11 protein-coding genes are annotated in these 12314 nt (G+C 63.8%); 7 read left to right on the plus strand and 4 right to left on the minus strand.

Translation table 11 applies throughout. The features are described 5' to 3' along the window. The first annotated feature begins 2 nt into the window (after window positions 1-2). Window positions 3-545: a D-glycero-beta-D-manno-heptose 1,7-bisphosphate 7-phosphatase gene (gene gmhB / locus FHR73_RS14410; RefSeq protein ID WP_183632168.1), complete on the plus strand. Its 543-nt coding sequence runs from the start codon at window positions 3-5 to the stop codon at window positions 543-545. Next, window positions 545-1294, plus strand: a complete 750-nt coding sequence (locus tag FHR73_RS14415; RefSeq protein ID WP_183632170.1) for a 1-acyl-sn-glycerol-3-phosphate acyltransferase — start codon at window positions 545-547, stop codon at window positions 1292-1294. Before gmhB ends, FHR73_RS14415 begins: the two co-directional genes overlap by 1 nt. A 386-nt stretch (window positions 1295-1680) precedes the next feature. On the opposite strand, the gene gyrB is transcribed toward FHR73_RS14415, so the two are convergent. Genes gyrB through dnaA form a run of 4 tightly spaced genes read right to left on the minus strand, consistent with a single transcriptional unit; the run spans window position 1681 to window position 7813 of the window. After that, window positions 1681-4101 carry a DNA topoisomerase (ATP-hydrolyzing) subunit B gene (gene gyrB, locus FHR73_RS14420; protein WP_183632172.1) on the minus strand — a complete coding sequence of 807 codons (2421 nt, stop codon included), beginning with the start codon at window positions 4099-4101 and terminating at the stop codon, window positions 1681-1683. After that, window positions 4098-5207, minus strand: coding sequence for a DNA replication/repair protein RecF (gene recF / locus FHR73_RS14425; RefSeq protein WP_183632174.1), 1110 nt, complete (start codon window positions 5205-5207; stop codon window positions 4098-4100). Before recF ends, gyrB begins: the two co-directional genes overlap by 4 nt. Before the next feature lie 10 nt (window positions 5208-5217). Further along, the gene (gene dnaN, locus FHR73_RS14430) at window positions 5218-6321 is read right to left on the minus strand and encodes a DNA polymerase III subunit beta (protein ID WP_007160136.1); all 1104 of its coding nucleotides are present in this window, start codon (window positions 6319-6321) and stop codon (window positions 5218-5220) included. Between the two features lie 28 nt (window positions 6322-6349). After that, a complete protein-coding gene (gene dnaA, locus FHR73_RS14435) occupies window positions 6350-7813 on the minus strand; it encodes a chromosomal replication initiator protein DnaA (RefSeq protein WP_183632176.1) in 1464 nt (487 codons plus the stop codon). Window positions 7814-8339: 526 nt separating this feature from the next. On the opposite strand from dnaA, the gene rpmH reads away from it, so the two are divergent. The 5 genes from rpmH to mnmE all read left to right on the plus strand — a co-directional run bounded on the left by rpmH (window position 8340) and on the right by mnmE (window position 12275). After that, the gene (gene rpmH / locus FHR73_RS14440; protein ID WP_017641476.1) at window positions 8340-8474 is read left to right on the plus strand and encodes a 50S ribosomal protein L34; all 135 of its coding nucleotides are present in this window, start codon (window positions 8340-8342) and stop codon (window positions 8472-8474) included. Window positions 8475-8486: 12 nt separating this feature from the next. Continuing rightward, the gene (gene rnpA, locus FHR73_RS14445) at window positions 8487-8888 is read left to right on the plus strand and encodes a ribonuclease P protein component (RefSeq protein WP_133860591.1); all 402 of its coding nucleotides are present in this window, start codon (window positions 8487-8489) and stop codon (window positions 8886-8888) included. Next, the gene (yidD, locus tag FHR73_RS14450) at window positions 8881-9129 is read left to right on the plus strand and encodes a membrane protein insertion efficiency factor YidD (protein WP_183632178.1); all 249 of its coding nucleotides are present in this window, start codon (window positions 8881-8883) and stop codon (window positions 9127-9129) included. Before rnpA ends, yidD begins: the two co-directional genes overlap by 8 nt. 2 nt (window positions 9130-9131) lie before the next feature. After that, window positions 9132-10847 (plus strand): membrane protein insertase YidC, encoded by a 1716-nt coding sequence (yidC, locus tag FHR73_RS14455; protein ID WP_183632180.1) that lies wholly within the window; start codon window positions 9132-9134, stop codon window positions 10845-10847. A 63-nt stretch (window positions 10848-10910) separates the two neighbouring features. Continuing rightward, a complete protein-coding gene (gene mnmE, locus FHR73_RS14460) occupies window positions 10911-12275 on the plus strand; it encodes a tRNA uridine-5-carboxymethylaminomethyl(34) synthesis GTPase MnmE (RefSeq protein ID WP_183632182.1) in 1365 nt (454 codons plus the stop codon). Window positions 12276-12314 lie beyond the last annotated feature (39 nt).

The raw sequence follows: 12314 nt of genomic DNA on the forward strand, positions 1-12314 counted from the left end.
GCATGAAGCTGATCGTGCTGGACCGCGATGGCGTCATCAATGTCGATTCCGATGACTACGTGCGCAGCGCCGAGCAGTGGCAACCGCTGCCCGGCAGCCTCGCCGCCATCGCCCGCCTGAACCGGGCCGGCTGGCAGGTGGCCGTGGCCACCAACCAGTCCGGCCTGGCGCGCGGCTACTTCACGGCAGACGACCTGGCGGCCATGCATGAGAAACTGCGGCGGTTGCTGGCGGAGGAGGGCGGTCGGATCGACCTGATCCTCCACTGCCCCCATGGCCCGGAAGCAGGCTGCGACTGCAGGAAGCCGCTGCCCGGCCTGTTTCGCGCCATCGCCCACCACTATGGACGTACCGACCTGAGCGGTGTCCCGGTGGTGGGTGACAGCCTGCGCGACCTGGAAGCCGGCGTGGCCCTTGGCTGCACGCCCTGCCTGGTGCGTACCGGCAAGGGTGAGCGCACCCTGGCCAAGCCTTTGCCATCCGGCACCCGGGTCTTCGCCGACCTGGCCGCGGTGGCTGATCATCTGCTCGAGGAAGCGCCCTGATGCGGCTCTTGCGTACCCTGTTGTTCTATGTGCTGCTGGGGACCAGCGGCATCCTCTGGTCCTGCGTCAGCCTGCTGATCGCCCCCTTCCTGGCCTATCGCGCCCGCTATCGGCTGGTGGTCAAAGCCTGGACCGGTTTCGCCGTCTGGCTGGCCAAGGTCATCTGCGGCATCCGCTACGAGATTGACGGCCTGGAAAACGTCCCGGCGCAGCCCTGCGTGATCGTGGCCAACCACCAGAGCACTTGGGAAACCTTCTTCCTGTCCGCCCAGTTCGAGCCCACTTCCCAGGTGATCAAGCGCGAATTGCTCAGGATCCCCTTCTTTGGCTGGGCCTTCTCGCTGCTCAAGCCCATCGCCATCGACCGCGACAACGGCAAGCTGGCCCTGCAGCAGCTGACCGAGCAGGGCGGCCGTTATCTCGCCCAGGGCTGCTGGGTACTGATCTTTCCCCAGGGCACCCGCATCGATTACGGCCAGATGGGCAAGTTCTCCCGCGGTGGCGCCGCCCTGGCCTGCAGCCTGAACGTGCCCATCCTGCCCATCGCCCACGATGCCGGCGCCTACTGGCCCAATCGCTCCTGGATCAAGTCGCCGGGGACCATCAAGGTCAGCATCGGTCCCTTGCTCTATCCCCAGGGCCAGGATCCGCGCGCCATCGTCGATCTCAACGCCCGCTGCTTCGCCTTCATCGAGCAGGCCCTGGCGCCCAAGCCTGACGCCAGCCCGGCCGAGCGCTGCGTAGCCTGATCGCCAGGCCGCGAGGCCTGGCCGTTTCCACTTCTTTTCCGCACTTTTCCCACAGACTTATCCACAGGCTGTGCCAGGCTTTTGGTGCGCCCGAATTTTGCTCTGCTAGCGCGGATTGACCTTCATCCACAAGTACCGACAAGCTTATTCCCAGGCTTATCCACAGGACCGTTCGTTATAGCCTGTGTCTCTATGCCGCATGGCACGGCCCCTTTGCGCACCTTTTCGGCGTCGATCAAAAGCGGCTGAGGAAAACTATCCACAAAACCTTCGGCTATAAGATGAACGGCGTTCGTTCCCGGGGAACGAAACGGCGCGACTCTCTAGCCAGAATGTTTTCCACAAAAAAGCCCCGCATGGCGGGGCTTGTGCATAACCGCAGGCGATCAGACGTCGAGGTTCGACACCGCCAGGGCGTTGCTCTCGATGAAGTCGCGACGCGGCTCCACGTGATCGCCCATCAGGGTGTTGAAGATCTGGTCGGCGGCCACGGCATCCTCGATGGTCACCTGCAGCATGCGACGCACGTTCGGATCCATGGTGGTTTCCCACAGCTGATCCGGATTCATCTCACCCAGGCCCTTGTAGCGCTGAATGTTGAATCTTTTGCTGGTCTCGGTCATCAGCCATTCCCAGGCTTCCTTGAAGGTGCTGACCGGGCGACGGCGTTCACCGCGCTTGGCATAGGCGCCTTCTTCCAGCAGGTTGTCAAGCTGGGCGGCCAGCTCGGTCACCAGGCGGTAATCGTTGCTGCCGAAGAAATCCCGGTTGAAGGTGACGTAGCTGGACAGGCCATGGGCGCGGGTCTCGACTTCCGGCAGCCACAGGCTGCGCTCGCGGTCTTCGCGCAGGCTCAGGGTGTAGGTGGTGCCATTGCGCTCGGCGGACTTCAGGCGCGTCTCCAGGCTGGCCAGCCACTGCCGCATGGCGGCCTCGTCACCCAGTTGCTCCACGCCCACGCGGGGCAGGTACAGCAGGTGTTCGCTGACGTCGGCCGGATACAGCCGCGACAGGCGCTTGAAGGTCTTCATCACCTGGCGATAGCTGTTCACCAGCTTCTCGAGTTCCACGCCGGACAGACCCGGGGCATTCTCGTTGACGTGCAGGCTGGCCTCTTCCAGAGCGGTCTGGGTCAGGTATTCCTCCATCGCCTCGTCGTCCTTGATGTACTGCTCCTGCTTGCCACGCTTCACCTTGTACAGCGGCGGCTGGGCGATGTAGATGTAGCCCCGCTCGATCAGCAGCGGCATCTGGCGGAAGAAGAAGGTCAGCAGCAGGGTACGGATGTGCGAACCGTCCACATCGGCATCGGTCATGATGATGATGTTGTGGTAGCGCAGCTTGTCGATGTTGAATTCTTCGCGACCGATGCCGCAGCCCAGCGCGGTGATCAGGGTGCCCACCTCCTGGGAGGAAAGCATCTTGTCGAAGCGCGCCTTCTCCACGTTGAGGATCTTGCCCTTGAGCGGCAGGATCGCCTGGGTGCGCCGATTGCGGCCCTGCTTGGCCGAACCACCGGCGGAGTCACCCTCCACGATGTAGAGTTCGGACAGCGCCGGATCCTTCTCCTGGCAGTCCGCCAGCTTGCCCGGCAGGCCGGCGATGTCCAGGGCGCCCTTGCGGCGGGTCATCTCGCGCGCCTTGCGCGCCGCTTCCCGGGCCCGGGCCGCGTCGATCATCTTGCCGACCACCGCCTTGGCTTCGTTGGGATTCTCCAGCAGGAAGTCGGAGAAGTGCTTGCCCATCTCCTGTTCCACCGCGGTCTTCACCTCGGAGGAGACCAGCTTGTCCTTGGTCTGGGAGGAGAACTTGGGATCCGGCACCTTGACCGAGATGATGGCGGTCAGGCCTTCACGGGCGTCGTCACCGGTGGTGGCCACCTTGAACTTCTTGGCCAGGCCCTCGGCCTCGATGTAGCTGTTCAGGTTGCGCGTCAGCGCCGAGCGAAAGCCCGCCAAGTGGGTGCCGCCATCGCGCTGGGGAATGTTGTTGGTGAAGCAGAGGATGTTCTCGTTGAAGCTGTCGTTCCACTGCAACGCCACTTCCACGCCGACGCCATCGTCCTCGCGCTGCACCTGGAAGTGAAATACCTCGTTCACCGCGGTCTTGTTGGTGTTCAGGTAGTCGACGAAGGCACGCAGGCCACCCTCGTACTTGAACAGCTCTTCCTTGCCGCTGCGCTCGTCGCGCAGGACGATGCCGACACCGGAGTTGAGGAAGGACAGCTCGCGAATCCGCTTGGCCAGGATGTCCCAACTGAACTGGATGTTGTTGAAGGTCTCGGCGGACGGCTTGAAATGCACCTGGGTACCGGTGGTGTCGGTCTCGCCGATCACTGCCAGCGGCGCCTGGGGTACGCCGTGCACATAGACCTGCTCCCACAGCTGGCCGGCGCGGCGAATGGTCAACCGCAGCTCCTCGGACAGGGCGTTCACCACCGAGACGCCCACGCCGTGCAGGCCGCCGGACACCTTGTAGGTGTTGTCGTCGAACTTACCGCCGGCGTGCAGCACGGTCATGATGACCTCGGCGGCCGAGACGCCTTCTTCCTTGTGGATGTCCACCGGGATGCCGCGGCCGTTGTCGCGCACGGTGATGGATTCATCCATGTGGATGGTGATGCTGATCTCGCTGCAGAAGCCGGCCAGGGCCTCGTCGATGGAGTTGTCCACCACCTCGAAGACCATGTGGTGCAGGCCGGTGCCGTCATCGGTGTCGCCGATGTACATGCCGGGGCGCTTGCGCACGGCATCCAGTCCCTTCAGCACCTTAATGCTGGAAGAGTCGTAGGTATTGGTCTCGCTCATGCTTGGCTCCCGCTAGTGTGGGTCTGCTTGATATGGCCGTGTTCCACGTGAAACACGCTGACCTCTGTCTCCGGCCGCCAGGCGGCCTGTAGCGTCTCGCGCTCGACACAGGTGATGAAGACTTGGCACTCCAGTGCCTCCAGCAGCCGGCACAAGGCCAGCCGGTGTCCCTCGTCCAGTTCCGAGGGCAGGTCGTCGATGAGATAGACGCACTGGCCCCGCTTGACCTGGTTGACCAGCCGCCCCTGGGCGATGCGCAACGCGCACACCACCAGCTTCTGCTGGCCGCGCGACAGGATGTCCGCCGCGTTGTGGTTGCCGATGCGGATCCGTAGGTCGGCGCGCTGGGGACCGGCCTGGGTATGCCCCAGCTGCAGATCCCGCGGCAGACTGTCCGCCAGCACCTCGCGCAGATCGCGCTCGCGGTCCCAGCCGCGGTAGTAGCTCAGGGTCAGGCCATCGAGCCGGATCAGCTCGGCCAGTACCGCGGTGAATTCCGGCTTCAGACGCTGGATATAGGCCTGGCGAAAGCCATCGATCTCTGCGCTGGCCAGGGCCAGTTCCTGATCCCAGGCGGCCTGCGCCGCAGGGTCGATTTTACCACGTCTGAGCCAGTGATTTCGCTGCCTGAGCGCCTTTTGCAGGCGTTGCCACAGCGGCAGGAAACGCTGTTCCTCGTGGAACACGCCCCAGTCGAGAAACTGCCGCCTGATCTTGGGACTGCCTTCGAGCAGCCGGAAGCCGTCGGGGTTGATCAGCTGCAGTGGCAGCACCTCGGCCAGCTGCGCTGCGCTGCGGGCATTCTCGCCATTGATGCGAATCTGGTAGTCGCCGCCGCGCTCGCGCTGGATGCCCAGGTTGCAGTCCTGGCCCCCGGGCAGCCGCACCTGGCCGAACACCGTGCAACTGGCCTGCTCGTGCTGGATGACCGGCGCCAGTTTGGTGCTGCGAAAGGAGCGCGCCAGGCCCAGCAGGTGGATGGCTTCCAGCAGGCTGGTCTTGCCACTGCCGTTGGCGCCATGCAGGAGGTTGACCCGGGGCGAGGGCTGAAGCGCGACCGCCTGCAGATTGCGCAGGCGGTCGGCATTGAAACGGATCAGCGTCATCGAGCGGCGATCAGAGGCGCATCGGCATCACGACATAAGAGGAATCGTCGTTGCCCGCCTCCTGCAACAGCGCACTGCTGCTGGAATCGGACAGGGTGATGCGCACCTGGTCGGTGGTCATCACGCCGAGTACGTCGAGCAGGTAGCTGACGTTGAAGCCGATCTCCAGGCTGCCGCCGTCGTAGTCGACCTGCAGCTCTTCCTCGGCCTCTTCCTGCTCCGGGTTGTTGGCCTGGATCTTCATGAAGCCGTTTTCCAGCTGCAGGCGGATGCCGCGGTACTTCTCGTTGGAGAGGATGGCGGTGCGGCTGAAGGCCTCGCGCAGGTGCTGACGCTCGCCCAGTACCAGCTTGTCGCCATGCCGCGGCAGCACGCGCTCGTAGTCGGGGAACTTGCCGTCCACCAGCTTGGAGGTAAAGGTGAAGTCACCGGTGGTGGCGCGGATATGGTGCTGGCCGAGGACCACGTTGACCGGCTCTTCCGGTTCGGTGAGCAGGCGCGACAGTTCCAGGATGCCCTTGCGCGGCACGATGACCTGGTGCTTCTCGGCCTGGTCGACGTCGGCCTCCAGCATGCACATGGCCAGGCGGTGCCCATCGGTGGCCACGGCGCGCAGGCGACCGGTGCTGGCTTCCAGCAGCATGCCGTTGAGGTAGTAGCGCACGTCCTGCTGGGCCATGGCAAAGCCGGTGCGCTCGATCAGGCGGCGCAAGCGACCCTGGGGGATGCTGAATTTCAGCGAACCCGGACCTTCCTCCACGGTGGGGAAGTCGTTGGCCGGCAGGGTGGACAGGGTGAAACGGCTGCGTCCGGCGCGGATCAGCAGCTTCTGCTCCTCGGTGCGGATGTCGATCAGCGCATCGGGCTGCAGGCTCTTGCAGATGTCCATCAGCTTGCGCGCCGGCACGGTGATCTCGCCGGCTTCGGCGGCTTCTTCCAGATCGACCCGGCCAACCAGCTCGACTTCCAGGTCGGTCCCGGTCAGCGAGAGGCGCTGGCCTTCCACGACCAGGAGTACGTTGGACAGCACCGGCAGCGTTTGCCGACGTTCCACGACACCGGCCACTAGCTGCAGCGGTTTCAACAGGGCTTCGCGTTGAATGGTGAAATGCATGGTCAGGTCCTTGCCAGGGCCGCGTCCGTCAGGTGGTCAGGGTACGCAGCAGGTTCTTGTAATCCTCGCGAATATCCGCGTCGGATTCCCGAAGTTCGGCGATCTTGCGACAGGCGTGCAACACCGTCGTGTGATCGCGTCCGCCAAAGGCATCGCCGATTTCCGGCAGGCTGTGGTTGGTCAGTTCCTTGGATAGCGCCATGGCGACTTGCCGCGGCCGAGCGACCGAACGCGAGCGGCGTTTGGACAGCAGATCGGCGATCTTGATCTTGTAGTACTCGGCCGCGGTGCGCTGGATGTTGTCGATGCTGACCAGCTTGTCCTGCAGCGCCAGAAGGTCCTTGAGCGACTCGCGGATCAGTTCGATGGTGATGTCCCGGCCCATGAAGTGGGCATGGGCGATCACCCGCTTGAGCGCGCCTTCCAGTTCCCGCACGTTGGAACGGATGCGCTGGGCGATGAAGAAGGCGGCGTCATGGGGCAGATCCACCTTGGCCTGGTCGGCCTTCTTCATCAGGATCGCCACCCGCGTCTCCAGCTCCGGCGGCTCCACCGCCACGGTGAGACCCCAGCCGAAGCGCGACTTGAGGCGCTCTTCCAGACCATCGATCTCCTTGGGATAGCGGTCGCTGGTGAGGATCACCTGTTGTCCACCTTCAAGCAGGGCGTTGAAGGTGTGGAAAAACTCTTCCTGCGAACGCTCCTTGCGGGCGAAGAACTGGATGTCATCGATCAGCAGCGCATCCACCGAGCGGTAGAAGCGCTTGAATTCGTTGATGGCATTGAGCTGCAGCGCCTTGACCATGTCGGCGACGAAGCGCTCCGAATGCAGATAGACGATCTTGGCGTTCGGATTGCGCTTGAGCAAATGATTGCCCACTGCGTGCATCAGGTGGGTCTTGCCCAGACCCACGCCCCCATAGAGGAAGAGCGGGTTGTAACCGTGCTTGGGATTGTCCGCCACCTGCCAGGCCGCCGCGCGGGCCAGCTGGTTGGACTTGCCCTCGACGAAGTTCTCGAAGGTGAAGGTGCGGTTCAGATAGCTGGTGTGCTTGAGCGCACCCTCCACCTGCACGGTACGTTCGGTCTTGACGGCCGGCTCGTCGGCCAATTCCGCCGTCACGTCTTCCAGGGCGACGCCCGCCGTGACGATATCCGACTGGATTGGTTGCGGCGCCTGCACCGGTGGTGGCAGCGGAGCGCTCTGGCTGCTCGGCGTCTGGACAGCGCGCGGCTTGTTGCTGCGCTTGCTGCCGATCAGCAGGGACAGCACCGGGGCAATACCGTCGTCGGCATGCTCCTCGAGCAATTCGAGCAGGCGACCCAGGTATTTCTCGTTGACCCAGTCGAGCACGAAGCGATTGGGCGCGAACACCCGCAGCTCATCCCCTTCCGCTTCCACCTGTAGTGGCCGGATCCAGGTATTGAATTGTTGCGAAGGCAACTCGTCGCGCAGCACATCCACGCAACGTTGCCAGAGTTCGACCGACACAGCGTCTCCCAAGAACTGGAGCGGCCCGGACGGGCCATGAGCAAACGCCCATTGTATCCCTCCCCACCCGGGTTATCCACATGACCGCGCAGTTTCCCGGCAGATACCTACCACGACCGCCGGAGCCAGCCGCATGACCGTCAGCACTGTGGATAAGGCCGTCTGACCTCTCTGGACATCCTAGGGTTTTTCTCTGTGGATAATCCGGGTGTGCGTAACCGCTCTGCTTATCCACAGTCTCTGGACAGCCTGACCACCTTCGCCCCACCTGTTGAAAACAGACTTTCCGCCGCCGCTCCGACCAGCCTGGATCGGGGCTGCCACGATCTATCCACAGAAATCTGCTGCACCATACATATTCACTTCAACAGTCTTTTAAAACCTTCTGACCTGTTGATTTTATTTACGCACTCGCCTGCCAGCCGGTGCTGGTTGGAAATTGACCTGTACCGAGGCTTTCTCTAGAATCGCCGGTCTCTTTGCGCGGGGCACTCATGCCTTGCCGCTTTCACCTAGGTAAAAGTCCATGAAACGCACCTTCCAACCCAGCACCCTGAAGCGCGCCCGTGTCCACGGTTTCCGTGCTCGTATGGCAACCAAGAACGGCCGTCAGGTTCTCGCCCGTCGCCGTGCCAAAGGCCGCAAGCGTCTGGCGATCTGATTGCCCGGTCAGGTGGTGAGTCAGGGTTTCGGTCGGGACAGGCGCTTACTGAGCTCCCAACAGTTCCAAGCGGTCTTTGACTCTCCCACCCACAAGGCATCCGGCAAGCACCTGCTGCTGCTCGCCCATGCCAATGGGCTCGACCATTCCCGCCTGGGGCTGGTCATCGGCAAGAAAAGCGTCAAGCTTTCTGTCGAGCGCAATCGCATCAAGCGGGTCATCCGAGATTCCTTCCGTCTGAATCAGGACCGCCTGGGCAGCTTCGATCTGGTCTTCGTCGCCCGTAAGGGACTTGGCGAGGTCGACAATCCCGAATTGCACGATCAGCTGCTGCAACTGTGGAAACGTCTTAATCGCCAGGCGAGCAAGACGATTGCCCACCCCATTGACAGTCCCGACGGTGCTCATGCGTAAACCGGCCCTGCTGCTGATTCGCTTCTACCGTTATGCCATCAGCCCCTTGATGGCCAGTCACTGTCGTTTCTATCCGACCTGTTCCGGTTACGCTCTCGAAGCCATCGAGCGCCACGGGCTGCTGCGTGGTGGCTGGCTGACCACACGGCGACTGTGCCGGTGCCATCCCTGGCACTCAGGCGGATACGATCCCGTTCCTCCCGCAAAGAACCCAGCCCCGACCTCTTCGATGGCCGAGTAAACATGGATATCAAGCGCCCGCTACTCATTGCCGCCTTGGCGATCGTGTCCTACACCCTGGTTTTCCAGTGGAATAAGGATTACGGCCAGGCCGATCTGCCCACGGCCAAGACGCAGACCAGCGTCCTGCCGGGCGATACCCCCAACGTACCCACCGATGTACCGGCCGATGCCAAGGCTGCCGCTCCGGTGGACAACTCGGCCGCCCAGCCGAGCACCGCGCTCATCAAGGTGCGTACCGACGTTCTGGATGTGGCCATCGACCCCCGCGGCGGCGACATCGTCCAGCTCGGGCTGGTGCAGTATCCCCGTCGCCAGGATCATCCCGACGTTCCCTTCATGCTGTTCGACAACGGCAACGAGCGTCTTTACCTGGCCCAGAGCGGGCTGACCGGTGCCAACGGTCCCGACGCCAACAGCGCCGGTCGTCCGCTGTACACCTCGGCGCAGTCCAGCTACGTGCTCGCCGATGGCCAGCCGCAACTGGCGGTGGATCTCAAGTACCAGGCCAATGGCGTCGACTACATCAAGAGATTCACCTTCCACCGGGGCCTGAAGGTCGACTGCTCGGACGCCGAGAAGGCGCAGAAGAAGATCACTTGCATCAACCCGGACGCCTACCAGATCCAGGTCAGCTACCTGATCGACAACCACAGCGCCAGCGCCTGGAACGGCGTGCTCTACGCCCAGCTCAAGCGTGACAAGAGCGGCGATCCCTCGGCCACCACCGCAACCGGCGTGTCCACCTACCTGGGCGCCGCGGTCGGTACTCCCGCCGAGCCCTACCGCAAGGTGTCCATGAGCGACATGGACAAGAACCGCCTGCAGGAATCCGTGCAGGGCGGCTGGGTCGGTTGGCTGCAGCACTACTTCGTCACCGCCTGGGTGCCTAACAAGGACGAGCAGCACCAGATCACCACCCGCAAGGATGCCCAGGGCAACTACATCGTCGGCTTCACCGGTCCGCAGTTCAGCGTGCCGGCGGGTGGCAAGGGCGAGACCTCGCTGACCCTCTATGCCGGTCCGAAGATCCAGGAGCACCTCAAGACCCTGTCCCACGGCCTGGAACTGACCGTCGACTACGGCTTCCTGTGGTTCATCGCCCAGCCGATCTTCTGGCTGCTGCAGCATATCCACAGCATCCTGGGTAACTGGGGCTGGTCGATCATCGTCCTGACCATCATCATCAAGATGCTGTTCTTCCCGCTGTCCGCCGCCAGCTACCGTTCCATGGCCCGCATGCGCGCCGTCGGCCCGCGACTGCAGGCGCTGAAGGAACAGCATGGCGACGATCGCCAGAAGATGTCCCAGGCGATGATGGAGCTGTACCGCAAGGAGAAGATCAATCCCTTGGGTGGCTGCCTGCCCATCGTGGTGCAGATGCCGGTGTTCCTGGCGCTGTACTGGGTGCTGCTGGAAAGCGTCGAGATGCGCCAGTCGCCCTGGATGTTCTGGATCACCGACCTGTCGGCCAAGGATCCCTTCTTCATCCTGCCGATCATCATGGGCGCCACCATGCTGGTGCAGCAGATGCTCAACCCGGCACCGCCGGATCCCATGCAGGCCAAGGTCATGAAGATGATGCCGATCATCTTCACCTTCTTTTTCCTGTGGTTCCCAGCCGGTCTGGTGCTGTACTGGATCGTCAACAACTGCCTGTCGATCCTGCAGCAGTGGTACATTACCCGGAAGATCGAGGCGGCCAGCAAGAAGGCCTGACCCCGCTCACCCTGTCCACACGACGCCCCTTGATTGGGGCGTCGTGCTTTCTGGAGGATCGTCATGTCCCTGTCTTCCGACAGCATCGCCGCCATCGCCACCGCCACCGGGCGCGGCGGGGTCGGCATCGTCCGCGTCTCCGGACCCCTGGCCGCCCCCCTGGCGCGGGCGATCTGCGGCCGTGAGCTGCCCCCGCGACATGCCCACTACGGCAACTTCCTCGCCGCCGACGGCAGCGTGCTGGACGCCGGCATCGCGCTGTTCTTTCCCGGCCCCAACTCCTTCACCGGCGAAGACGTGCTGGAACTCCAGGGCCATGGCGGCCCGGTGATCCTCGACCTGCTGCTGCGCCGGACCCTGGAAGAGGGCGCGCGGCTGGCCCGTCCAGGGGAGTTCAGCGAACGCGCCTTCCTCAACGACAAGCTCGACCTGGCGCAGGCCGAGGCCATCGCCGACCTCATCGAGGCCAGCACCGAACAGGCCGCGCGCAATGCCCTGCGCTCGCTGCAGGGCGAATTCTCCCGCCGCGTGGAAAGCCTGGTCGAGCAACTCATCCAGCTGCGTATCTACGTCGAGGCCGCCATCGACTTTCCCGAGGAAGAGATCGACTTCCTCGCCGACGGCCGGGTGCAGGGCTTGCTGGAGGGCGTCCAGGCCGAATTGCAGGAGGTCCGCCGCGAAGCCAATCGTGGCGCCCTGCTGCGTGACGGCATGACCGTGGTGATCGCCGGCCGCCCCAATGCCGGCAAGTCCAGCCTGCTCAATGCCCTGGCCGGCCGCGAAGCCGCCATCGTCACCGACATCGCCGGCACCACCCGCGATGTCCTGCGTGAACATATCCACCTGGATGGCATGCCGCTGCACGTGGTCGATACGGCCGGTCTGCGCGACACCGACGACCGTGTGGAGCAGATCGGCGTCCAGCGGGCCCTGGACGCCATCGCCGGAGCCGATCGGGTGCTGCTGGTGGTGGACGCCAGCGCACCGGAAGCCGGCGATCCCCAGGCGCTCTGGCCGGAATTGCTGAGCGCCAGGCCGCCGCTGGACAAGCTGACGGTGATCCGCAACAAGGCCGACCTCACCGGTGAGCCCACCGGACTGCTGGCGTCGACCGCGCCGGTGGAGATCGCCCTGAGCGCCACCGATGGCGGAGGGGTCGAGGCCCTGCGCGAGCACCTCAAGGCCTGCATGGGCTTCGAGCAGACCACCGAAGGCGGCTTCAGCGCCCGCCGTCGTCACCTGGATGCCCTGCAACGGGCGGCCAGCACCCTGGACCACGGCTATCGCCAGCTCACCCTGGCCGGTTCCGGCGAGCTCTTGGCCGAGGATCTGCGCCAGGCCCAGCAGGTGCTCGGCGAGATCACCGGCGCCTTCAGCTCCGACGATCTGCTCGGCCGCATCTTCTCTAGCTTCTGCATCGGCAAGTAATCCCTGCTCCGCTTTAGCAGGCCCGTGCAATGCGGGCCT

Source organism: Pseudomonas sp. AS2.8, from assembly GCF_014190935.1.
Classification (GTDB): domain Bacteria; phylum Pseudomonadota; class Gammaproteobacteria; order Pseudomonadales; family Pseudomonadaceae; genus Chryseomonas.

Excerpts from the sequence above, each read along its gene's own strand:
- mnmE (WP_183632182.1), top strand. The coding sequence starts at position 10,911 with ATGTCCCTGTCTTCCGACAGCATCGCCGCCATCGCCACCGCCACCGGG.
- gmhB (WP_183632168.1), top strand. The coding sequence starts at position 3 with ATGAAGCTGATCGTGCTGGACCGCGATGGCGTCATCAATGTCGATTCC.
- rpmH (WP_017641476.1), top strand. The coding sequence starts at position 8,340 with ATGAAACGCACCTTCCAACCCAGCACCCTGAAGCGCGCCCGTGTCCAC.
- yidD (WP_183632178.1), top strand. The coding sequence starts at position 8,881 with ATGCGTAAACCGGCCCTGCTGCTGATTCGCTTCTACCGTTATGCCATC.
- recF (WP_183632174.1), bottom strand. The coding sequence starts at position 5,207 with ATGACGCTGATCCGTTTCAATGCCGACCGCCTGCGCAATCTGCAGGCG.
- FHR73_RS14415 (WP_183632170.1), top strand. The coding sequence starts at position 545 with ATGCGGCTCTTGCGTACCCTGTTGTTCTATGTGCTGCTGGGGACCAGC.
- gyrB (WP_183632172.1), bottom strand. The coding sequence starts at position 4,101 with ATGAGCGAGACCAATACCTACGACTCTTCCAGCATTAAGGTGCTGAAG.
- yidC (WP_183632180.1), top strand. The coding sequence starts at position 9,132 with ATGGATATCAAGCGCCCGCTACTCATTGCCGCCTTGGCGATCGTGTCC.
- dnaN (WP_007160136.1), bottom strand. The coding sequence starts at position 6,321 with ATGCATTTCACCATTCAACGCGAAGCCCTGTTGAAACCGCTGCAGCTA.